The 22111-nt window shown below is 71.6% G+C and carries 20 protein-coding genes; 1 reads left to right on the top strand and 19 read right to left on the bottom strand.

Features of this window, described 5'->3' with window-relative positions; genetic code table 11:
• Positions 1-27 precede the first annotated feature (27 nt).
• The 7 genes from OG207_RS34430 to fmt form a co-directional block, all read right to left on the bottom strand.
• Entirely contained in the window at positions 28-468 is a 441-nt protein-coding gene (locus OG207_RS34430; RefSeq protein ID WP_329104055.1) for a barstar family protein, read from the bottom strand.
• On the bottom strand, positions 465-899 hold the full coding sequence (locus OG207_RS34425) for a ribonuclease domain-containing protein (protein WP_329104053.1): 435 nt from the start codon (positions 897-899) through the stop codon (positions 465-467). Before OG207_RS34425 ends, OG207_RS34430 begins: the two co-directional genes overlap by 4 nt.
• A gap of 49 nt (positions 900-948) precedes the next feature.
• Positions 949-1170 (bottom strand): CarD family transcriptional regulator, encoded by a 222-nt coding sequence (locus tag OG207_RS34420; protein WP_030012151.1) that lies wholly within the window; start codon positions 1168-1170, stop codon positions 949-951.
• 124 nt (positions 1171-1294) lie between these two features.
• Complete coding sequence (locus OG207_RS34415) at positions 1295-2308, bottom strand: sugar-binding transcriptional regulator (protein ID WP_189740535.1); 1014 nt, start codon at positions 2306-2308, stop codon at positions 1295-1297.
• A 124-nt stretch (positions 2309-2432) separates the two neighbouring features.
• Positions 2433-3119 carry a ribulose-phosphate 3-epimerase gene (rpe, locus tag OG207_RS34410; RefSeq protein ID WP_327386423.1) on the bottom strand — a complete coding sequence of 229 codons (687 nt, stop codon included), beginning with the start codon at positions 3117-3119 and terminating at the stop codon, positions 2433-2435.
• Between the two features lie 417 nt (positions 3120-3536).
• A complete protein-coding gene (locus OG207_RS34405; RefSeq protein WP_329104051.1) occupies positions 3537-5012 on the bottom strand; it encodes an RsmB/NOP family class I SAM-dependent RNA methyltransferase in 1476 nt (491 codons plus the stop codon).
• Positions 5013-5105: 93 nt separating this feature from the next.
• A complete protein-coding gene (fmt, locus tag OG207_RS34400) occupies positions 5106-6050 on the bottom strand; it encodes a methionyl-tRNA formyltransferase (protein ID WP_329104049.1) in 945 nt (314 codons plus the stop codon).
• Between the two features lie 252 nt (positions 6051-6302).
• Here fmt and OG207_RS34395 point away from each other — a divergent pair, with 252 nt between their 5' ends.
• Positions 6303-6854, top strand: a complete 552-nt coding sequence (locus OG207_RS34395; RefSeq protein ID WP_329104047.1) for a hypothetical protein — start codon at positions 6303-6305, stop codon at positions 6852-6854.
• Positions 6855-7047: 193 nt separating this feature from the next.
• On the opposite strand, the gene OG207_RS34390 is transcribed toward OG207_RS34395, so the two are convergent.
• From OG207_RS34390 to OG207_RS34335, 12 genes are all read right to left on the bottom strand, one after another.
• Positions 7048-9168, bottom strand: coding sequence for a primosomal protein N' (locus OG207_RS34390; RefSeq protein ID WP_329104045.1), 2121 nt, complete (start codon positions 9166-9168; stop codon positions 7048-7050).
• 237 nt (positions 9169-9405) lie between these two features.
• Positions 9406-10614, bottom strand: coding sequence for a methionine adenosyltransferase (gene metK / locus OG207_RS34385; protein ID WP_329104043.1), 1209 nt, complete (start codon positions 10612-10614; stop codon positions 9406-9408).
• 212 nt (positions 10615-10826) lie between these two features.
• Positions 10827-12026: a bifunctional phosphopantothenoylcysteine decarboxylase/phosphopantothenate--cysteine ligase CoaBC gene (gene coaBC, locus OG207_RS34380; RefSeq protein WP_329108105.1), complete on the bottom strand. Its 1200-nt coding sequence runs from the start codon at positions 12024-12026 to the stop codon at positions 10827-10829.
• A 121-nt stretch (positions 12027-12147) separates the two neighbouring features.
• The gene (gene rpoZ / locus OG207_RS34375) at positions 12148-12420 is read right to left on the bottom strand and encodes a DNA-directed RNA polymerase subunit omega (protein ID WP_004948662.1); all 273 of its coding nucleotides are present in this window, start codon (positions 12418-12420) and stop codon (positions 12148-12150) included.
• A gap of 73 nt (positions 12421-12493) precedes the next feature.
• A complete protein-coding gene (gene gmk / locus OG207_RS34370) occupies positions 12494-13057 on the bottom strand; it encodes a guanylate kinase (RefSeq protein WP_030008745.1) in 564 nt (187 codons plus the stop codon).
• A 61-nt stretch (positions 13058-13118) separates the two neighbouring features.
• Positions 13119-13442, bottom strand: coding sequence for an integration host factor (locus OG207_RS34365; RefSeq protein WP_030008746.1), 324 nt, complete (start codon positions 13440-13442; stop codon positions 13119-13121).
• Between the two features lie 301 nt (positions 13443-13743).
• The gene (gene pyrF / locus OG207_RS34360; protein ID WP_329104040.1) at positions 13744-14583 is read right to left on the bottom strand and encodes an orotidine-5'-phosphate decarboxylase; all 840 of its coding nucleotides are present in this window, start codon (positions 14581-14583) and stop codon (positions 13744-13746) included.
• Positions 14580-15689, bottom strand: a complete 1110-nt coding sequence (locus OG207_RS34355) for a quinone-dependent dihydroorotate dehydrogenase (protein WP_329104038.1) — start codon at positions 15687-15689, stop codon at positions 14580-14582. The genes pyrF and OG207_RS34355 overlap by 4 nt, the downstream gene beginning before the upstream one ends.
• 95 nt (positions 15690-15784) lie before the next feature.
• Positions 15785-19093 (bottom strand): carbamoyl-phosphate synthase large subunit, encoded by a 3309-nt coding sequence (gene carB, locus OG207_RS34350; RefSeq protein WP_329104036.1) that lies wholly within the window; start codon positions 19091-19093, stop codon positions 15785-15787.
• A complete protein-coding gene (gene carA, locus OG207_RS34345) occupies positions 19086-20249 on the bottom strand; it encodes a glutamine-hydrolyzing carbamoyl-phosphate synthase small subunit (protein ID WP_329104034.1) in 1164 nt (387 codons plus the stop codon). Before carA ends, carB begins: the two co-directional genes overlap by 8 nt.
• Positions 20246-20827: a PH-like domain-containing protein gene (locus tag OG207_RS34340; RefSeq protein ID WP_329104032.1), complete on the bottom strand. Its 582-nt coding sequence runs from the start codon at positions 20825-20827 to the stop codon at positions 20246-20248. Before OG207_RS34340 ends, carA begins: the two co-directional genes overlap by 4 nt.
• Positions 20824-22110, bottom strand: a complete 1287-nt coding sequence (locus OG207_RS34335; protein WP_329104030.1) for a dihydroorotase — start codon at positions 22108-22110, stop codon at positions 20824-20826. Before OG207_RS34335 ends, OG207_RS34340 begins: the two co-directional genes overlap by 4 nt.
• Position 22111: the final 1 nt, after the last annotated feature.

The following is a 22111-nucleotide window of genomic DNA, read 5'->3' as shown; positions in this document are numbered from 1 at the left end:
GTTTGAGGCGCTGCTCGAGGCGCCGTTTCAGCCCCGCCGGCGCTTGAGGCGCGGGGTCCGGGGCGGAGCCCCGGTAGCCGGCCCGGCATCGGCATCGGCCAGCACCACCACCAGCCCCGCCCCACCTCCGGACGGCCCCCGCTCCCGCCAGAAGCCCACGGCCTCCTCCAGCACCTCCACCAACGTCTCCCACTCGCCCGGCCGAGCATCGGCATAACCCCGCCACGACGTCACCGCCACCAGCCACCCCCCGCCGGACGGCGACGGCACCCACGACAGGTCCCGCAGCGCATCGGCCAACGCGTCCCAGTTCCCGCCGACCCACTCCGGCAGCCGCAAGGCGTCCCCGCACCGCCGCATCAGCTCGGCCTTGCTCCGTACCCCGCTCAGGTCCAGCCGTACGACCGTCCGGCCCGCCGCTTCGGCGGCTTCGAGCGCGGGGGTGAGCGGCTGCGGGTCCAGGCTCATCGGAGAACCGCCTTGAAGGTGTCGTAGTGGTCGTCCGTGTAGAAGAACTCCCCACCCTCACCCGTCACGATCCGCCGGGCTCCGCGATCACGCTCCCCCGGCGTGCGCACGGTGTACTCGTGGTAGTAGCCACGCTTCTGCGCGGGCAGGGCCTTCTCGAAGTTCCCGAAGACCGTGCCGTCCTGCCGGTAGGGGTACGGCCCGCCCTCGTCGATGAGCGCGAGCACGTCACGGGCCTGCTGAGGCAGCCCGTCGGCCCGTACGGTGGCCATCCCCTTCGCCCACCCCGGGACGGCGGAGGCACTCGCACGGGAGGCGGCGGCAGGTACGGACGTCTGCCCGTCACACCCCACCGCACCGACCAGCGCGGCACAGAGGAACAGGGGCCCCAGCAAACGCAGCAACGATCGGGGCACGTTCCGAAAGATCATGCACCGATCGTGCCAAATATCCGATTCGCTAGCGAATCGCCCGGTGGCCTCAGAGTGCGGCCATCTTGGTGTAGGGACTCAGGATTCGCTTCTGAACCGAACCGAAGTCGACGAGAACAGCGATCCCCTCCTCGATTCCGACGACACGGCCGAGGCCGTGCTCATCGTGGGTAACCCGGTCGCCGACGTTGAACTGCCGGATCGGCTGCTCCACGGGGGCCTTGAACGGGCTGGACGGCAAATGGCGGCGAGGTACTGCTGACTTTGTCATTGAACCCAGTATGCGCCCCGCGGGCCGCCGCGCGGCCCGCCGTTCGGATCTCAATTCCAGCACCATCCGCACCGGCGGCAGCAACAGCGACCGCCACCGGTGCGTCATACCCGGTCAGACCGCGTCAGTCGTCCGGGTCGGCCCGGTCCAAGGCCGGCCGCAGCCCGGGGGCCGACTCGGTGAGGAGGTAGTCGGCAACCGCCGTGTCCGTGACGAGGCTGGTCACCAACCCCGACCTCAGCACGGCACCGATCGCGGAGGCCTTGCGCAGCCCGCCCGCGATCGCCACGACCTCGGGAATCCTCCGCAGCCGGTCGGCCTCGACGGTGATGCACCGCTCGCCGAGGTCCCGGCCGACCCGACGCCCCTCGGCATCGAACAGGTGCGCGGACATCTCCGCCGCCACGCCCAGCGAGGCGTAGTGCTCCCGCTCCTCGTCGGTCAGCATGTCGTGCACGGTCGAAATGCCCGGCTCCCACGAGCCGATCGACACGGCCGCGACCGTCACCTTGTCGAAGTACTCGAAGGCGCGCGCGATCCCCGTCTGGCTGCGCAGCGCGGCGGCGGTCGCCGGATCGGGCAGCAGCATCGGCGCGTAGATCGGGTGCGCGTCACCGCCCGAGACCTGGGCGGCCCTGCGCACGGCCTCGACCGAACCCCGCTCGGCGGTCCCCGCGTCGTACACGCCGGTCAGCTGCACCACGGTGCACTGCGGCAACCTGTGCAGGGAGGCGGCCATGTGAATGGTCGACCGCCCCCACGCCAGGCCCAGCACGTCGCCTTCGTTGACCAGTTCGCCCAGCAGGTCGGCCGCGACCGCGCCGAGGTTCTCCGGGTCGGGCGCGTCCTCGGTGGTGTCGGCGGGCGACTCCACGACGACGGCGTGCCGGAGCCCGTACCGGGCCCGGAGCGCGTCCGACCGCTCGGCATCGAGTTCGGCCGGTACCCGGATCTCGATCCGTACGAGGTCACGTTCGAGGGCGGTCTCCAGGACCCGGGCCACCTTGAAGCGGCTCACGCCGAACTCCTCGGCAATCTGGATCTTGGACTTGCCCTCCAGGTAGAAGCGGCGGGCCATGGCCGCCGCCTGCACCAGCTCCGCGGGTCCCATCCGCAGGGCTGACCGTCCCGCCGACATTGCAGACACCGCGCTCTCCTCACTGCTGTTCACACTCTCGACTCGCCGTTCATCCTGTCAGATCCGACGGCCGTTGATCAGCCTGGACAGCTCCCGTTCACCGAGCTGTTCATCAACCCTTGGTTCAGTGGTCGCAAGCCCACGGCGCGGCTGCGATCGCTGCACCCGCCTGCTCACGCAGCGTGCGCACGGCGGTGGCCGGATCGACCGCTCCGTAGACCGCGCTGCCCGCCACGAACACGTCCGCGCCGGCCTCGGCACACCGTTCGATGGTCGAGGCGGAGACCCCGCCGTCGACCTGGAGCCACAGCTCCAGGCCGTGCTTGGCGATCAGCTCCCGGGTACGGCGGATCTTCGGGAGCATGATGTCGAGAAAGGGCTGGCCGCCGAAGCCGGGCTCGACCGTCATGATCAGCAACATGTCGAGCTCGGGGAGGATGTCCTCGTACTGTTCGATCGGCGTCGCGGGCTTGAGCGCCATCGAGGCCCGCGCCCCCTTGGCCCGGATCTCCCGCGCGAGCCGCACGGGCGCGGCGGCGGCCTCGGCGTGGAAGGTGACCGAGCCCGCTCCGGCCTCCACGTACTGGGGGGCCCAGCGGTCCGGGTCCTCGATCATCAAGTGGAGGTCCAGCGGGGTGTCCGTGGCCCTGCTCAGGGATTCCACGATCGGCATACCGAGGGTCAGGTTCGGGACGAAGTGGTTGTCCATGACGTCGACGTGCAGCCAGTCGGCCCCCTCGACGGCCTTCGCCTCCTCGGCGAGTCTGGCGAAGTCGGCGGACAGGATGCTGGGATAAATCTGAGCGGCCATGCCCCAAGCCTGCCATGCCCCCACCGGGTTCCGGCCACGACCCCGCAAGTCGCCCCGCGCACGACGGGCCGGGACGACCGGGCACGGTACAGCGGGGACCGGGTGATGCGAGAGCGACCCCGGGGAGCGGGATCCGGCCGGGCGGGACGGGGAGGCGCGGCGGGGGCTTCGCGATGAGCGGGAGCCTCTCGACCTGAATCACGGATGGGTATGGGGGTTTCCCGTCAGTCCCATCCCCGATACCGCCCGAGAGGATCCCGCCCTCCCCGAAGCCCCCGCCCCGCCTCCCCCCGCCCGACCGGCACCCGCTCACCGCGAAGCCCCCGCCCCCGCCCCCGCCCCCGCCGACAAGGCCCGGCCCGGACGGCATCGCGGTCGGTTCCGGCCGGGCGGGGGGAGGCGGGGCGGGGTCCGGTCCTACGCCGTGCGCCTCAGCAGCGCCAGGTACATCGCGTCCGTGCCGTGCAAGTGGGGCCAGAGCTGGACGTCCGGGCCGTCGCCCAGGGCCGGGACGCCCGCCATGAAGGGCCTCGCGTCGATCAGTTCCGCGGACACCGGGGAGTGGCCCGCGCCGCGGCCCTTCAGGACGTCGTCCACGACGACCCTGGTCTCCGCCAGGTGCGGGGAGCACGTGGCGTAGCCGACGATGCCGCCCACGCGCACCGCCGACAGGGCCTCGCGCAGCAGCCCGCGCTGGAGCGGCGCGAAGCCCTCCAGGTCCTCCGGGCGGCGGCGCCAACGGGCCTCCGGGCGGCGGCGCAGCGCGCCGAGGCCCGAGCACGGGACGTCCATCAGGACCCGGTCGAAGGAGCCGGGCAGCCATGCCGGGCGGGTGCCGTCGGCCGCGATCACCTGGTACGGGCCCGGGTTGCCCGCGAGCGCGCGCTCCACGAGCCGGGCCCGGTGCGGCTGCTTCTCCGAGGCCAGCAGGAACGCACCGCGCTGCGCCGCGAGCGCCGCGAGCAGCGCCGCCTTGCCACCCGGGCCGGCGCACCCGTCGAGCCACCGCTCGTCGCGGCCCTCGACGGGTGCGGCAGCCAGCGCCATGGCCACCAGCTGGCTCCCCTCGTCCTGGACGCCCGCGCGGCCCTCGCGGACCGCCTCCAGCGCGCCCGGTTCGCCGCCCTCGGCCATCCGGACGGCGTACGGGGACCAGCGGCCCGGCAGCGCCGAGTCCTCACCGACCGCCTCCAGCAGTTCCTCCGGAGTGGACCGGCCCGGGCGGGCCACCAGAGTCACCTCGGGACGTTCGTTGTCGGCCTCCAGCAGGTCCTCGATGCCCGCGCGCCCGCCGCCCAGCGAGTCCCACAGGGCGCTGACGACCCACCTGGGGTGCGAGTGGTACACCGCGAGGTGTTCCTCGGCGTCGTCCTGGTAGGGCGGTGCGACGCGCTCCAGCCAGGCGTCGAGGTCGTGCGCGGCGATCTTCCGCAGAACGGCGTTCACGAACTTGGCGCGCCCGTCCCCGAGCACCACCCGGGCCAGTTCCACGCTCGCCGAGACCGCCGCGTGCGTGGGGATGCGGGTGCCGAGCAGCTGGTGGGCGCCGAGCGAGAGCACGTCCAGCACCGGCGGGTCCACCTCCCGCAGCGGGCGGTCGATGCACGCCTTGATGACGGCGTCGTAGGTGCCCTGGCGGCGTAGCGTCCCGTAGACCAGCTCGGTGGCCAGCGCCGCGTCGCGCGCCTGGAAGTTCTCGTCCTGTCGGGCCTTCTTGAGCAGTGGCGGCAGTACGAGGTTGGCGTAGGCGTCGCGCTCGTCCACCGCCCGCAGCACCTCGAAGGCCAGCATCCGGACGGGGTCCTTCTGGGGCCGGCGGTAGGGCTTGGCCTGTTTGCCGCCCGCGCCTGCGGGGGCAGGCTTGCGACGGGGCTGACGGGGCTGTTCGCTCACGTGAAAGGTGCTCCGGGGTTTACGAGTGCTACGAGTGCTACGGGTCTTGCGGGGGTGGGACGGGGGGACGTCCGCGCTCGGACGTCGCCCCGATCAGCCTACGTCGGCTCCACCGAGGCGCTCGCCGGGAGCGATCCGCACCCCGCGCGCCCAGTCGGCGGCCCGCATCGGCTTCTTGCCCTGCGGCTGCACCCACAGCAGCTCCACGGCGTGCGAGCCGGTGCCGGCGTACACGTTGTTCTTGGCGGGGGCCAGCTCGCCCGGTTCCAGGTCCGTGCGGTCGGGCACCAGGCCGAGCGAGATCAGCTTGAGGCGTTCCCCGCGGAAGACGGTCCACGCGCCCGGGGCCGGCGTGCAGCCGCGGACCACGCGGTCGGCGCGCATCGCGGGAGCGGTCCAGTCGATCCGGGCGTCCTCCACGGTGATCTTGGGCGCGTGGGAGATCCCGTCGTGGGGCTGCTCGACGGCGCGCAGGGTGCCGTCCTCGATGCCGTCCATGGTGGCGGCCAGTAGTCCGGACCCGGCGAAGGCGAGCCGGGTGAGGAGGTCGCCGCTGGTGTCGGTGGGCCGGATCTCCTCGGTGAGGATGCCGTAGACCGGGCCGGTGTCCAGGCCTTCCTCGATGCGGAAGGTGGAGGCGCCGGTGACCTGGTCCCCCGCGATGATCGATTGCTGGACGGGCGCGGCGCCGCGCCATGCGGGCAGCAGCGAGAAGTGCAGGTTGACCCAGCCGTGCCGGGGGATGTCGAGGGCGCTCTTGGGGAGCAGGGCGCCGTAGGCGACGACCGGGCAGCAGTCCGGGCCGATCTCGCGCAGTCGGGCCTGGAAGTCCGGGTCGCGGGGGCGGGCGGGCTTGAGCACCTCGATGCCCGCTTCCTCGGCGCGTTCGGCGACCGGGCTGGCGACGAGGCGGCGGCCGCGGCCGGCCGGTGCGTCGGGCCGGGTGATCACGGCGGCGACCTCGTGCCGCCCGGAGGCGATCAGGGCGTCCAGGGCGGGTACGGCGACCTCGGGGGTGCCTGCGAAGACGAGCTTCACTGGGGACTACCTCGCTATCTCGGCTGTCAGCAGCGCACCAGTCTATGGGGCGCGGGTCGGGCCGCCCACCTGTGGTGTTGAGGGGGCGTACGCACACGCGCACGCCCCTCGCATATGCCGACACGCCCCCACAGCGTGACCTGGGCGACGGGTGGCGCGTTGTCAAGAGAGATTGACTAAAACGGGCCGCGTGTGAATGAACGGTGTCTGCGGCCCGATCCGCCCTTCAGCACCGGTTCGAGAGGCTTCTTCATGGCCGACCACGCCACCCACGACGCTCAAGCCCGGGCCAGCCTGCACCTCCTGGTACGGGACATCGAGCGGGTTCGCCGGCAGGTGGATGCCCTGCGTACGCTCACCGCCCAGCTCGGCAACGTGTACCGCCCGCGCCGATCGGGTCCCTCGACCGGCTTCGTCGTCTACGGCCGGGCGCCCGCCCCGACCGTCCGCCTCGCGCAGGAGCTGCGGGACAGCGTCGAGACGCTGGTCACCGCGGCGGTGGACTTCGACCGCTCGCTCGGCTTCTCGTGGGACGCGGTCGGTTCTGCGCTCGGTGTCACCAAGCAGGCCGTGCACCGCCGCTACGGGGCCCGGCGGGCGCAGTCCGCCGAGTCCGCGGAGCCGCTGGCCGAGGGGACGACCACCCGGACCATGGGGCCGCTGCCGACCGTCCCGGCAGCCCGCTCGATGCCGCCGCAGCCGGTGCGCGAGGAGGCCCAGGCAGCCGCTGCCGCGGGCGCTCCCGCGCGGGGGCTCGGAGAGGTTCCCCGCTCCCCCGCCTTCCCCGGTCCGCGCAGCGGCTGAGGAGTGTCCTGCCGCCGGGACGCCGACACCCGACGGCCGGCCGCGCCGGATCGCCGCGCCCGAGTCCGCCCCCGGTGGGACGCCCGTACGGGCGTCCCACCGGGGGTTTCGGCGTTCGGCGACGGCCTTGCCCGCACCGCGTCGGCGCGGCTCGTAGGCGCGGCTCGTCGGCGCGGCCCGGTGCCGCGGCCCGTCAGCCGATGTCGGGTGGGTCGATCCGGACCCGGACGGCCTCCGCCGCCGGAACCCCCTTCGCCAGCCGGGCCGCCTGCGCCGCCTTCAGGGCGGCCGCCAGGGCGGCTCCGCTGCCTGGCGGAACCCGGACCAGCGCACGCTCCCCGGGGGACGGCTCCCCGCGCCGCCCCGGGAGCGGCACCGGCCCCAGGATCTCCGCGTCGGGCGGCAGCTCGGCTCCGGCCAGGAAGGCCTCCACGGCCTCGCCCCGGCCGGCCACCGCCGCCATCCGGGACACCGGCGGGAAGCCGAGCTGGGACCGCTCCGCGAGCTCCCGCACGGCATGGCCCACCGGGTCCCACCGCACCAGCGCCTGGACGGGCCGCAGCGTCGGTTCGGCGACCACCACGACCTGGCCGTCGCCCCGGACCAGGGAGGCGGCGGCGATCCACCGCCGCAGGGCTTCCTCGCCGGCCCGCAGGTCGGGCCGACCCAGCATGGCCCAGCCGTCGAGCAGCAGCGCGGCCGCGTACCCGGCGCCCGCGGCCACCGGTTCGGCGCCGGGGGTGCACACCACCAGCGCAGGCCGGTCCGGCACCTCGTCGAGGACGTGGTCGCGCCCGGAGGTCCGTACGGCCACGGCCGGGAAGGCGCGTCCCAGTTCCTCGGCGGTGCGCCGGGCCCCGACCACCTGGGCCCGCAGCCGGAACGATCCGCATTCCTCGCAGTGCCAGGACGGCTCGCCCCGCCCGCACCACCCGCACCTCAGATCCCGCTCGTCGGGGGCCTCCAGGGGTCCCGCGCACACCGTGCAGCGGGCGGGGGTGCGGCACCGCTCGCACGCCAGCCGGGGCACGTAGCCCCGCCGCGGTACCTGTACCAGTACGGGCCCGGTCTTCAGCCCTTCCCGTACCGTCTCCCAGGCCAGGCTCGGCAGGCGCGCGGCCCGGGCCGCCTCGTCACGGGCGAGCAGCTCGTCCCCGACGGTCCTGATCCGGGGCGCGCAGGCCCGCACGGTCTCGCGGTCGGCGATCAGGGGCCTGGCCCAGCCGGACTCGACCAACTGGGCGGCCTCCACGGTGCAGCTGGTACTGCCCGCGAGGAAGCCGCAGCCGTCGCTTACGGCGCGGAGTTCCAGCACTTCTCTGACGTGCGGGAAGGGGGCGTTGTCATCGCTGTGGCTGGAGTCCCCGTCGTCCCAGACGGCGACCAGGCCGAGGTCCCGCACGGGTGCGAACATCGCGGCCCGGGTGCCGATGACGGCCCGCACGGATCCCCGGTGCACCGCCAGCCATTGGCGGTAGCGCTTCTCGGGTCCCGACTCGGCGGTCAGCAGCGCGTGCCGGCCTTCGCCGAGGAGGGCGGTCAGGGCCGCGTCGACGCGGGCGGCGGTGCGGCCGTCCGGGAGTACGGCGAGGGCCCCGCGCCCGGAGGCCAGGGTGGCGGCCATGGCGCGGGCGAGTTCGTCGGCCCAGCCGGGGCCGGGCAGGGCGGTCCACACGGCGCGCGGGGCGCCACCGGTGGCGAGGGCGCGCAGGAAGCCCGGCCCGGCGCCGTACCGCGCCCAGCCGGCCGGCTCGGGGACGGGGGGCGGCGGCAGGGGCTCCGGTGAGGGCTTGGCCTCGGCGCGGGCGCTGCGCGCGGGCAGGGCGAGCTGGAGGACGTCGGCGAGGCTGCCCGCGTACCGGTCGGCGACGGCCCGGGCGAGGGCGAGCATGCGGGGGCTGAGGACCACCTCGGGCGAGACCACGTGGGCGAGGGCGGCCAGTGCGCCGTCGTAGTCGGACTCTGCGCGGCGTTCCACGATGAAGCCGTCGATCAGGCCGCCGCCCTCGCGGCGGCCGCCGTGCACGTGGTGGGAGCCGGCGCCGAACCGGACGCGGACTCGGACGCCGGGCTGGGCGGCCTCGGAGAGCTCCTCGGGGACGGCGTAGTCCCAGAGCTGGTCGAGGTGGAGGACGCCCTTGTTCACGAGGATCCGGGCGACGGGCAGCTCGGCGGCGAGAGGGGCCCCGCGCCAGGTGCGCGGCTTTGCCTTGGGCGCCTTGGCCTTCGCCTCGGCGACCATCTCCCGGATCAGTGCGAGCTGCTCCGGCGGGCCGCCCGCCTCGGTTTCGCTCTCGCCGTTGTCCCTGCTCACAGCAGCATTCTTACCAAACGCCACCGACAGTGGGCGCCCTCCCGAGATCAGGGCGGGCGGCGGCAGGTGGAACTACCCTTCAACGCCGGGCTCGCGCCCGGCTCCAGATGAAGCCGTCACCCCGCGCACCGGGAGGGCAGGAGCAGCATAGGCACCGGACCGCCGGCCGATCAACGCGAATACGGCCCCGGACCAGCGGTCCGGGGCCGTACGGGTCCGCCGTGCGGCGGGGTGTGCTTACAGGCCGGCCGCGGTGCGCAGGGCGTCCACGCGGTCGGTGCGCTCCCAGGTGAAGTCCGGCAGCTCACGGCCGAAGTGGCCGTAGGCGGCGGTCTGGGCGTAGATCGGGCGCAGCAGGTCCAGGTCACGGATGATCGCGGCCGGGCGCAGGTCGAAGACCTCGCCGATCGCGTCCTCGATCTTCTGGACCTCGACCTTGGCGGTGCCGAAGGTCTCGACGAAGAGACCGACGGGCTCGGCCTTGCCGATGGCGTACGCGACCTGCACCTCGCAGCGCGCGGCGAGACCGGCGGCGACCACGTTCTTGGCGACCCAGCGCATGGCGTAGGCGGCCGAGCGGTCGACCTTCGACGGGTCCTTGCCGGAGAAGGCTCCGCCACCGTGGCGGGCCATGCCGCCGTAGGTGTCGATGATGATCTTGCGGCCGGTGAGGCCGGCGTCGCCCATCGGGCCGCCGATCTCGAAGCGGCCGGTCGGGTTCACCAGGAGGCGGTAGCCCTCGGTGTCGAGCTTGATGCCGTCCTCGACGAGCTGCGCCAGGACGTGCTCGACGACGAACTCGCGGATGTCGGGAGCGAGCAGCGAGTCGAGGTCGATGTCCGAGGCGTGCTGCGAGGAGACCACGACGGTGTCCAGGCGCACGGCCTTGTCACCGTCGTACTCGATGGTGACCTGGGTCTTGCCGTCGGGGCGCAGGTACGGGATGGTCCCGTTCTTGCGGACCTCGGAGAGCCGGCGGGACAGCCGGTGCGCGATGTGGATCGGCAGCGGCATGAGCTCGGGGGTCTCGTCGCAGGCGTAGCCGAACATCAGGCCCTGGTCGCCCGCGCCCTGCTTGTCCAGCTCGTCCTCGTCGCCCTCGACGCGCTTCTCGTAGGCGGTGTCGACGCCCTGCGCGATGTCCGGGGACTGGGCTCCGATGGACACCGACACGCCGCAGGAGGCGCCGTCGAAGCCCTTCTTGGAGGAGTCGTAGCCGATCTCGAGGATCTTCTCCCGGACGAGCTGCGCGATGGGCGCGTAGGCCTTCGTCGTCACCTCTCCCGCGATGTGCACGAGACCCGTGGTGATGAGGGTTTCCACGGCGACGCGCGAGGTCGGGTCCTCGGTGAGGAGCGCGTCGAGGATCGTGTCGCTGATCTGGTCAGCGATCTTGTCGGGGTGGCCCTCGGTGACGGACTCCGAGGTGAACAGACGACGGGACACAACGCTCCCTGGGGTTGCAGCGGCTGCTGGCTGATCATTTGGCGGAACCACATCGGGGGCTGCGCCCGATCACGTTCCGGATGCAGTTTATCGGTCGCCACCGTTACCCGGACCACCCGTCTCGCCTTATGGGAGCCGTGTGACCTGCGGCACTCCCATTCTTACGCACAGAGGTGATCTGGAGAAGGGGAATCGGGCCAGGCGCGTCGCGACTAGAGCCGGACGGCCACCTGGTCCCAAATCACCTCAGCCAAGACCTCCTTCGGACCATAGGGAACCTGGACCTCAGAGCCATCAGAGGCCAGGATCACCGCTTCGTTCTCCTCAGAACCAAAGGTTCGAGCCTCCCCGACCTCGTTCACGACGAGAAGGTCACAGCCCTTTCGGGCGAGCTTGGCGCGGCCGTTCGCGAGGACGTCGTCGGTCTCGGCGGCGAATCCCACGACCACCTGTCCGGCTCTGGCCCGATCGGCCGAGATCTCTGCGAGAACGTCCGGATTGCGCACCAGCGCCACCGGCGCCGGGTCCTGTCCGTCCTTCTTCTTGATCTTTCCGCTCGCGTATTCGGCGGGCCGGAAATCGGCCACGGCCGCGGCCATCACCACGGCGTCGGCGTCGGCGGCGGCCTTGAGCACGGCCTCCCGGAGCTGCACTGCCGTCCCCACACGTACGACGTCCACCCCGGCCGGGTCGGCCAGCGCGGTATTGGCCGAAACCAGGGTGACCCGGGCCCCGCGGGCGACGGCGGTGCGGGCGAGGGCGTAGCCCTGCTTGCCGGAGGAACGGTTGCCGAGGAAGCGGACCGGGTCCAGCGGCTCCCGCGTGCCGCCCGCGCTGATCACCACGTGCCGCCCGGCGAGGTCCGGCTCGGCCGCACCACGGGTCAGGACCCGGCGACAGACATCGAAGATCTCCTCGGGGTCGGGCAGCCGCCCCTTGCCGGTGTCCTTGCCGGTGAGCCGGCCGACGGCGGGCTCGATGACGAGGGCGCCGCGCCGGCGCAGCGTGGCCACGTTCTCCTGGGTGGCGGGGTGCTCCCACATCTCGGTGTGCATGGCGGGGGCGAAGACCACCGGACAGCGGGCGGTGAGCAGGGTGTTCGTGAGCAGGTCGTCGGCGAGCCCGTGGGCGGCCTTGGCCAGCATGTCGGCCGTGGCGGGGGCGACGACGACGAGGTCGGCGGACTGCCCGATGCGCACGTGCGGCACCTCGTGGACCGATTCCCAGACCTCGGTGGAGGCCGGGTTCCCCGAGAGGGCGGACCAGGTGGCCTCCCCCACGAAGTTCAGGGAGGACGCGGTGGGCACCACCCGCACGTCGTGGCCGGACTCGGTGAGCCGGCGCAGCAGCTCGCACGCCTTGTAGGCGGCGATCCCGCCACTGACCCCCAGGACGACCTTCGGCTTGTCCACCACGTACTTCCCTTCGACGGCTGCGACGCGTTCGGCTCTGATCGTCGTCGTACCCACCCATGACACACCACAGGCCCGGCAGATGTTCTGCCGGGCCTGTGGTGAAAGGACTTCTGGTGCCTTACTGGGCCGGGGCCTCGATGGCCTCGGAGGTCAGCAGACCAGCGTTGATCTCGCGCAGCGCGATCGAAAGCGGCTTCTCGTGGACGTGGGTGTCCACCAGCGGGCCGACGTACTCGAGCAGGCCCTCACCGAGCTGCGAGTAGTACGCGTTGATCTGACGCGCGCGCTTGGCCGCGTAGATCACGAGGCTGTACTTCGAGTCCGTGGCCTCGAGCAGCTCGTCGATCGGCGGGTTGATGATGCCCTCGGGCGCGGTGATGGAAGAGGACACGCTCTACCTTCCGAAGATGGGTGAAAGATTGGGCCGTCCTGGAATCGACCGAATCAAAAACATCGATCAACGATCAGACAACTGCCATCAAGGCTAGCAGCTCACGGGCTACGTCCTCGACGGAGGTGTTGACCAGGGTGGTGTCGAACTCGGACTCGGCAGCGAGCTCGATCTTGGCGGCGGCGAGCCGGCGCTCGATGACCTCCGCCGATTCGGTGCCCCGACCGGTCAGCCGGCGGACCAGCTCGTCCCAGCTCGGCGGTGCCAGGAAGACCAGCTGGGCGTCGGGCTTGGACTCGCGGACGAGTCGCGCGCCCTGGAGATCGATCTCCAACAGTACCGGCTCGCCGTTGTCCAGGCGTTCCAGCACCGCGCCGCGGGGAGTGCCGTAGCGGTTGCCCGCGAACTCGGCCCACTCCAGCAGCTCGCCGTTGGCGATCAGCTTGTCGAACTCGTCGTCATTGACGAAGAAGTAGTGGACTCCGTGTCGCTCACCGGGCCGCGGCTTGCGGGTGGTGGCCGACACCGAGAGCCATACCTCGGGGTGAACCTTGCGCATATGCGCGACGACCGTGCTCTTGCCGACCCCTGAAGGGCCGGAGAGCACGGTCAGCCGCGGACGAACCTCTGCTGCCATAGAGCGATTATCCAGGTTCTCGGGACTGCCTGAGAACGCCGGGAGAACTTCAGTCGACGCCTCAGGCGCCGGTGCTGCCGAACTCGCGCTCCAGAGAGGCGATCTGGTTGGAACCGAGACCTCGGACACGCCGGGACTCGGAGATGCCGAGACGCTCCATGATCTGCTTGGCGCGCACCTTGCCCACGCCAGGCAGAGACTCCAGCAGGGCGGAGACCTTCATCTTGCCGATGACGTCGTTCTCCTGGCCCGTCTTGATGACCTCTTGGAGCGAGGCACCGGAGTGCTTGAGTCGATTCTTGACCTCGGCCCGCTCCCGGCGAGCCGCGGCGGCCTTTTCGAGCGCGGCTGCGCGCTGTTCAGGGGTAAGGGGCGGAAGAGCCACGCCTACGTCACCTCGGATGTCGAACTGTCGGATACGGACCGGCGGGCTGCCCGAAGGCACCACACCTGGCGAGCTCCCGAACAGCGATGAACTCGTTCGCTGCACGTTCACTCTGGTCGGAGACTAGCGGCCAACACCGCTCCAGTCAGCGAGAACGGACGAAAAGTCCTGGTCAGCCTCCACTGAACCGGACATCACCGACAAAATACCCCGGTTTTGTCCGATGAAGAGCGTTCGAGTTTCGCCAAGAAGTGCGGGAGGCCGTGCCGCGGAGCTGCGGCCGGCCTCCCCGAGCGAGCGATTACGCGGTGACGGCCTCGTGGATCTCGTCGGCGAAGCGCCGTGCCGAGTCGCGCAGGGCGCTCACGTCCGGACCGTGCTTCAGGACGCCCCGCGAGACGTTCGGGACGACGTTGCGCACCGCCTTGCCGAAGACGCCCGGCAGGTCCGCCGCCGTCGCGCCCTGCGCGCCGATGCCGGGGGCCAGCAGCGGCCCGTTGATGTCCAGGTCGAAGGAGGACAGATCGCCCAGCGTGGCGCCGACCACCGCGCCGAAGGAGCCCATGGGGGCGGCGTCCGCGTTCTCCGCCGCCAGGTGCGCCAGCATCGTCGCGCCGATCGTCCGGCCGTCCTCGCGGACCGCCCGCTGGACCTCGGCGCCCTCCGGGTTCGAGGTCAGCGCCAGGACGAACAGGCCCGCGCCCGACTCCCGGGCCAGGTCGACGGCCGGCTTCAGCGAGCCGTAGCCCAGGTACGGGGAGACCGTCAGCGCGTCCGAGAACAGCGGCGAGGCCGGGTCCAGGAAGGCCGAGGCGTACGCCGCCATGGTGGAGCCGATGTCGCCGCGCTTGGCGTCCATGACGACCAGGGTCCCGGCCGCGCGGGCGTCCGCGACGGCCCGCTCCAGGACGGCCACGCCCTTCGAGCCGAACCGCTCGAAGAAGGCCGCCTGGGGCTTGAAGACCGCCACCGACTCGGCGAGCGCCTCGACGACCGTGCGGGAGAACCGCTCCAGGCCCGCGATGTCGTCCTGCAGCCCCCACTGCGCCAGCAGGGCGGCGTGCGGGTCGATGCCCACGCACAGCGGGCCCCGGGAGTCCATCGCCGCGCGCAGGCGGGTGCCGAACGGGGTCACAGTCACTTGGTGGCCTTTCGGGTCTCGGCGCCCACCGCTTCGGCGAGCGTCGCGTACGGGCTGTTGGCCAGGCGCGCGGCGAGGCCCTTGTGGATGGCGCGGGCGTAGCACGGGCCCTCGTAGATGAAGGCGCTGTAGCCCTGGACCAGCGTGGCGCCGGCCAGGATCCGCTGCCAGGCGTCCTCGGCGTTCTCGATGCCGCCGACCCCGACCAGGACCAGGCGGTCCCCCACGCGGGCGTACAGGCGGCGCAGGACCTCCAGCGAGCGCTCCTTGACCGGGGCGCCGGAGAGCCCGCCGGTCTCCTTGACTAGGGCCGGGGCGGACTTCAGGCCCAGCCCCTCGCGGGCGATGGTGGTGTTCGTCGCGATGATGCCGTCGAGGCCCAGCTCCAGGGCCAGGTCGGCGACCGCGTCGACGTCCTCGTCCGCCAGGTCGGGGGCGATCTTGACCAGCAGCGGCACCCGGCGGTCGGTCACCGTCCGGTCCGCGGCCTCGCGCACGGCGGTCAGCAGCGGGCGCAGCGACTCGGTGGCCTGGAGGTTGCGCAGGCCCGGGGTGTTCGGCGAGGAGACGTTGACCACGAGGTAGTCGGCGTGCCGGGCGAGGCGCTCGGTGGAGGCGACGTAGTCCCCCACGGCCTCCTCCTCGGGCACGACCTTGGTCTTGCCGATGTTGACGCCGACCACGGTCTTGAAGACGGCCTCACGGGCCGCCAGGCGGGCCGCCACGGCCGCCGAGCCCTCGTTGTTGAAGCCCATGCGGTTGATCAGCGCGCGGTCCGCCACGAGTCGGAAGAGCCGCTTCTTCGGGTTGCCGGGCTGCGGCTCGGCTGTGACCGTGCCGATCTCGATGTGGTCGAAGCCGAGCATCGACATGCCGTCGATGGCGACGGCGTTCTTGTCGAAGCCGGCGGCGAGGCCGAAGGGGCCGTGCATGCGCAAGCCGAGGGCCTCGGTGCGCAGCTCCTCGTAGCGCGGGGCCAGGGCGGCCGCGACGAAGGTGCGCAGCACGGGGGTGCGGGCGGCCAGGCGGATCCAGCGGAAGGCCAGGTAGTGGGCCTGCTCCGGGTCCATCCGCTTGAAGACCAGGTTGAAGAACGTTTTGTACATCGTCGGAAAATCCCTTTGCGCTCGTGAAGAGGGGGACACCCGTCGTGAAACCGGTGTCCCCCTCCCCGTGTCCGGGCTGGCTGTGCGGGCCTGCGTCAGTCGCGGGCTGCGGTCAGGTGCTCCGCGTGCTCCTGGAGGGAGCGCACGCCCACGTCGCCGCGGTTGAGCGCGTCGATGCCCTGGACGGCGGCGGCGAGCGCCTGGACCGTGGTCAGGCAGGGGACGCTGCGGGCCACGGCCGCCGTGCGGATCTCGTAGCCGTCGAGGCGGCCGCCGGTTCCGTACGGGGTGTTGACGATCAGGTCGACCTGGCCGTCGTGGATCAGCTGGACGATGGTCTTCTCGCCGCCCGGGCCCTCGCCCTCGCTGAGCTTGCGCACCACGGTGACGTTGATGCCGTTGCGGCGCAGCACCTCGGCGGTGCCGGAGGTGGCCATCAGCTCGAAGCCGTGGGCGACGAGCTCGCGCGCCGGGAAGATCATCGAGCGCTTGTCGCGGTTGGCGACGGAGATGAACGCGCGGCCCTTGGTGGGCAGCGGGCCGTAGGCGCCGGCCTGCGACTTGGCGTAGGCGGTGCCGAAGACGGCGTCGATGCCCATGACCTCGCCGGTGGAGCGCATCTCGGGGCCGAGGACGGTGTCCACGCCGCGGCCGTGGATGTCGCGGAAGCGCGACCACGGCATGACGGCCTCCTTGACGGAGATCGGCGCGTCGATCGGCAGGGTGCCGCCGTCGCCGGTCTTCGGCAGCAGGCCCTCGGCGCGCAGCTCGGCGATGGTGGTGCCGAGCGAGATGCGGGCGGCGGCCTTCGCGAGCGGGACCGCGGTGGCCTTCGAGGTGAAGGGGACGGTCCGGGAGGCGCGCGGGTTGGCCTCCAGGACGTAGAGGATGTCCCCGGCCATCGCAAACTGGATGTTGATCAGGCCGCGGACGCCGACGCCCTTGGCGATCGCCTCGGTGGAGGCGCGCAGGCGCTTGATGTCGTAGCCGCCGAGGGTGATCGGGGGCAGGGCGCAGGCCGAGTCGCCGGAGTGGATGCCGGCTTCCTCGATGTGCTCCATGACGCCGCCGAGGTAGAGCTCGTGGCCGTCGTAGAGGGCGTCCACGTCGATCTCGATCGCGTCGTCGAGGAACCGGTCGACCAGCACGGGGCGGGTCGGGGAGATCTCGGTGGACTCGGCGATGTACGACTCGAGGCGGGCCTCGTCGTAGACGATCTCCATGCCGCGGCCGCCGAGCACGTAGGACGGGCGGACCAGGACCGGGTAGCCGATCTCGTCGGCGATCGCCTTCGCACCCGCGAAGGTGGTGGCGGTGCCGTGCTTGGGGGCCGGCAGGCCCGCGTCGGCGAGGACCTGGCCGAAGGCGCCGCGGTCCTCGGCGGCGTGGATGGCCTCCGGAGAGGTGCCGACGACGGGGACGCCGTTGTCCTTGAGGGCCTGGGCGAGACCGAGGGGGGTCTGGCCGCCGAGCTGGACGACGACACCGGCGATGGGGCCGGCCAGCGACTCGGCGTGGACGATCTCCAGCACGTCCTCGAGCGTCAGCGGCTCGAAGTACAGGCGGTCGGAGGTGTCGTAGTCGGTGGAGACGGTCTCCGGGTTGCAGTTGACCATCACGGTCTCGTAGCCGGCGTCGCTGAGGGCGAAGGAGGCGTGGACGCAGGAGTAGTCGAACTCGATGCCCTGGCCGATGCGGTTCGGGCCGGAGCCCAGGATGATCACCGCGGGCTTAGTGCGGGGCGCGAGCTCGGACTCCTCGTCGTACGAGGAGTAGAAGTACGGGGTCTTGGCGGCGAACTCGGCGGCGCAGGTGTCGACCGTCTTGTAGACCGGGCGGACGCCGAGGGCGTGCCGGACCTCGCGGACGACGTCCTCGCGCAGGCCGCGGATCTCGGCGATCTGGGCGTCGGAGAAGCCGTGGCGCTTGGCCTCGGCGAGCAGCTCGGGGCCGAGCTTCTCGGCGGCGGTCAGCTCGTCCGCGATCTCCTTGATGAGGAAGAGCTGGTCGACGAACCAGGGGTCGATCTTCGTGAACTCGAAGACCTCTTCCTGGGTGGCGCCGGCGCGGATGGCCTGCATGACGGTGTTGATGCGGCCGTCGGTCGGGCGGACCGCGGTGCGCAGCAGCTCGTCCTTGTCGCCGGTGGGGCCGACGAAGGTGAACTGCGAGCCCTTCTTCTCCAGGGAGCGCAGGGCCTTCTGGAGGGCCTCGGTGAAGTTGCGGCCGATGGCCATGGCCTCGCCGACCGACTTCATGGTCGTGGTGAGGGTGGCGTCGGCCAGCGGGAACTTCTCGAAGGCGAAGCGCGGGGCCTTGACGACGACGTAGTCGAGGGACGGCTCGAAGGAGGCCGGGGTCTGCTCGGTGATGTCGTTGGGGACCTCGTCGAGCGTGTAGCCGATGGCCAGCTTGGCGGCGATCTTGGCGATCGGGAAGCCGGTGGCCTTCGACGCGAGGGCCGAGGAGCGCGAGACGCGCGGGTTCATCTCGATGACGATGACGCGGCCGTCGGTCGGGTCGATCGCGAACTGAATGTTGCAGCCGCCGGTGTCGACGCCGACCTCGCGGATGATCGCGATGCCGATGTCGCGCAGGCGCTGGTACTCGCGGTCGGTCAGGGTCATCGCCGGGGCGACGGTGATCGAGTCACCGGTGTGGACGCCCATCGGGTCGAAGTTCTCGATGGAGCAGACGACGACCACGTTGTCCTTGGTGTCGCGCATCAGCTCCAGCTCGTACTCCTTCCAGCCGAGGATGGACTCCTCCAGGAGCACCTCGGTGGTCGGGGAGAGCGTGAGGCCCTGGCCGGCGATGCGGCGCAGCTCGTCCTCGTCGTGGGCGAAGCCGGAGCCGGCGCCGCCCATGGTGAAGGAGGGGCGGACGACGACGGGGTAGCCGCCGAGGGTGTCGACGCCCTTGATGACGTCGTCCATGGTGTGGCAGATGACCGAGCGGGCGGACTCGCCGTAGCCGATCTTGGCCTTGACGGCCTCGACGACGCCCTTGAAGAGGTCGCGGTCCTCGCCCTTGTTGATGGCCTCGACGTTGGCGCCGATGAGCTCGACGCCGTACTTCTCCAGCACGCCCTGCTCGTGCATGGAGATGGCGGTGTTGAGCGCGGTCTGGCCGCCGAGGGTGGGCAGGAGCGCGTCGGGGCGCTCCTTGGCGATGATCTTCTCGACGAACTCGGGGGTGATCGGCTCGACGTACGTGGCGTCGGCGATCTCCGGGTCGGTCATGATCGTCGCGGGGTTGGAGTTCACCAGGATGACCCGCAGGCCCTCGGCCTTGAGGATGCGGCAGGCCTGGGTGCCGGAGTAGTCGAACTCGGCGGCCTGTCCGATGACGATCGGGCCGGAGCCGATGACCAGGACGGACTGGATATCGGTGCGCTTAGGCACGCTCGGCCTCCATCAGGGCGGTTTCCATCAAAGACGTGAAGCGGTCGAAGAGGTACGCGGCGTCGTGCGGGCCGGCGGCCGCCTCGGGGTGGTACTGGACGCTGAAGGCCGGCTGGTCGAGCAGCTGGAGGCCTTCGACGACGTTGTCGTTCAGGCAGACGTGGGAGACCTCGGCGCGGCCGTAGGGGGTCTCGGTGACCCCGTCGAGGGGCGCGTCGACGGCGAAGCCGTGGTTGTGCGCGGTGATCTCGACCTTGCCGGTGGTGCGGTCCTGCACCGGCTGGTTGATGCCGCGGTGGCCGTACTTCAGCTTGTAGGTGCCGAAGCCGAGCGCGCGGCCCAGGATCTGGTTGCCGAAGCAGATGCCGAAGAGCGGCGTCTTGCGCTCCAGCACGCCCTGCATGACGGCGACGGGACCGTCTGCGGTGGCCGGGTCGCCCGGGCCGTTGGAGAAGAACACGCCGTCGGGGTTGACCGCGTAGACGTCCTCGACCGTGGCGGTGGCGGGCAGCACGTGCACCTCGATGCCGCGCTCGGCCATCCGGTGCGGGGTCATGCCCTTGATGCCGAGGTCGACGGCGGCGACGGTGAAGCGCTTCTCGCCGATCGCGGGGACGACGTACGCCTCCTTGGTGGCGACCTCGGCGGAGAGGTTCGCGCCCTTCATCTGCGGCTGCGACTGGACCTTGGCCAGCAGGGCCTCGTCGCGGATGCCGACCCAGGCCTCGCCCGAGAAGATGCCGACGCGCATGGCGCCGCGCTCGCGCAGGTGGCGGGTGAGGGCGCGGGTGTCGATGCCGGAGATCCCGACGACGCCCTGCTGCGCGAGCTCCTCGTCCAGCGAGCGCCGGGAGCGCCAGTTGGAGGGGACGCGGGCGGGGTCGCGCACGACGTAGCCGGCCACCCAGATGCGGGAGGACTCGGGGTCCTCGTCGTTGACGCCCGTGTTGCCCACGTGGGGGGCGGTCATCACGACGACCTGCCGGTGGTACGACGGGTCGGTGAGGGTCTCCTGGTATCCGGTCATGCCGGTGGAGAACACGGCCTCGCCGAAGGTCTCCCCCACAGCGCCGTAGGCGCGGCCGCGGAAGATCCGACCGTCCTCCAGGACGAGTACGGCGGGAGCTTTGGCTGCTCCCCTGGTGGAGGTCGTCATCGTTCGGCGCCTTCCGTCGTGATGGATGAGTTCATGAGATTGATGGCTTCGACCCAGGCGGCGTGTTCGGCCGCGCGGTCGGAGCGGAATCCGGAGTCGATCAGCTTGTCGCCGTGCGCCCAGGTGACGACGAGCAGACCGCCCTCGGTGAGTACCTTGCCCGCGATTCCCTTGTCGAGGCGGGCGCCGCGCAGCTGCGCGGCCGGTACGAAGAAGTCGCCCGCCCCCGGTCGGACCACGTCGAGGCCCGCGTCGGTGAGCGTGAGCTCGACCCGGCTGCGCAGGCCCAGACCGTGGGCGACGATCCGGTCGAGCCACTGCCCGGCGGTGGTGGACCCGTGGTACCGGCCGACCAGCGCCAGTCGGTGCTCGGGGAGGCCGTCGGGGGCGGCGGGGAGCTCAGGCAGATCGTTCTGCAGGGCCCCTCGCCATTTCCAGCCCTGCCGCATCAGCCAGTACACGAACGCAATGAAGACGACCAGGCCGATCACCCACGCGATGCGGGCGCCGAACTGGGTCACCTCCGCCGACTGTCGTTCGGCGGCCTCGGCGGCCAGTTGGATTACTGCAGGTGTCACGCCAGTTTCCCGTCCACGACCGTTGCCCGGCCCCGCAGGAAGGTATGAGTGACGCGCCCCGGCAGCTCACGGCCCTCGTAAGGCGTGTTGCGGCTGCGGGAGGCGAAGTGTGCGGGGTCCACGACACCACGGTACGAGGTATCGACCAAGGTCAGGTTCGCGGGTTCACCTGCCGAGACGGGACGGCCGTGGTTCTCGAGACTGCCGATGCGCGCCGGAGCGAAGGACATCCGCTCGGCGACGCCCACCCAGTCGAGCAGTCCGGTCTCGACCATCGTCTGCTGGACGACGGAGAGCGCGGTCTCCAGGCCGACCATGCCCATGGCGGCGGCGGCCCACTCGCAGTCCTTGTCCTCGTGCGGGTGCGGGGCGTGGTCGGTGGCGACGATGTCGATCGTGCCGTCGGCAAGCGCCTCGCGCAGGGCCAGCACGTCGCGCTCGGTGCGCAGCGGCGGGTTGACCTTGTAGACCGCGTTGTACGAGCGCACGAGCTCCTCGGTGAGGAGGAGGTGGTGCGGGGTGACCTCGGCGGTGACGTCGATGCCGCGGGACTTGGCCCAGCGGACGATCTCGACGGAGCCGGCGGTGGAGAGGTGGCAGATGTGGACGCGGGAGCCGACGTGCTCGGCGAGCAGGACGTCGCGGGCGATGATCGACTCCTCGGCGACGGCCGGCCAGCCGCCGAGACCGAGTTCCGCGGAGACGATGCCCTCGTTCATCTGGGCGCCCTCGGTGAGGCGGGGCTCCTGGGCGTGCTGGGCGACGACGCCGCCGAAGGCCTTCACGTACTCCAGGGCGCGGCGCATGATCACGGCGTCGTCCACGCACTTGCCGTCGTCGGAGAAGACGGTGACGCGGGCGGCGGACTCGTGCATGGCGCCCAGCTCGGAGAGCTGCTTGCCCTCCAGGCCGACGGTGACGGCGCCGATGGGCTGCACGTCGCAGTAGCCGGACTCCTTGCCCAGGCGCCAGACCTGCTCGACGACGCCGGCGGTGTCGGCGACCGGGAAGGTGTTCGCCATGGCGAACACGGCGGTGTAGCCGCCGGAGGCGGCGGCGCGGGTGCCGGTGAGGACGGTCTCGGAGTCCTCGCGGCCGGGCTCGCGCAGGTGGGTGTGCAGGTCGACGAGGCCGGGGAGGAGGACCTGTCCCTCGGCTTCGATGACGGTCGCGCCGTCGGCGGACAGGTCCTGGCCGACCTCGGCGATGGTCTCGCCGTCGATCAGGACGTCCTGCGCCTCGCCGCCGAGTACCTTCGCGCCACGGATAAGGATCTTGCTCATG

The sequence above is a fragment of the Streptomyces sp. NBC_01439 genome (assembly GCF_036227605.1).
Taxonomy (GTDB): Bacteria; Actinomycetota; Actinomycetes; order Streptomycetales; family Streptomycetaceae; genus Streptomyces.
Note: the sequence above shows the minus strand (reverse complement) of the source record. Positions and strands in the feature narration are given on the sequence as shown.

Bases quoted from the DNA above. Each gene is read 5' to 3' on its own strand.
- OG207_RS34355 (WP_329104038.1), bottom strand. From the start codon at position 15,689: ATGTACAAAACGTTCTTCAACCTGGTCTTCAAGCGGATGGACCCGGAG.
- OG207_RS34415 (WP_189740535.1), bottom strand. From the start codon at position 2,308: ATGTCGGCGGGACGGTCAGCCCTGCGGATGGGACCCGCGGAGCTGGTG.
- OG207_RS34420 (WP_030012151.1), bottom strand. From the start codon at position 1,170: ATGACAAAGTCAGCAGTACCTCGCCGCCATTTGCCGTCCAGCCCGTTC.
- gmk (WP_030008745.1), bottom strand. From the start codon at position 13,057: ATGGCAGCAGAGGTTCGTCCGCGGCTGACCGTGCTCTCCGGCCCTTCA.
- carA (WP_329104034.1), bottom strand. From the start codon at position 20,249: ATGACGACCTCCACCAGGGGAGCAGCCAAAGCTCCCGCCGTACTCGTC.
- rpe (WP_327386423.1), bottom strand. From the start codon at position 3,119: ATGGCCGCTCAGATTTATCCCAGCATCCTGTCCGCCGACTTCGCCAGA.
- OG207_RS34430 (WP_329104055.1), bottom strand. From the start codon at position 468: ATGAGCCTGGACCCGCAGCCGCTCACCCCCGCGCTCGAAGCCGCCGAA.
- OG207_RS34335 (WP_329104030.1), bottom strand. From the start codon at position 22,110: ATGAGCAAGATCCTTATCCGTGGCGCGAAGGTACTCGGCGGCGAGGCG.
- OG207_RS34425 (WP_329104053.1), bottom strand. From the start codon at position 899: ATGATCTTTCGGAACGTGCCCCGATCGTTGCTGCGTTTGCTGGGGCCC.
- OG207_RS34395 (WP_329104047.1), top strand. From the start codon at position 6,303: ATGGCCGACCACGCCACCCACGACGCTCAAGCCCGGGCCAGCCTGCAC.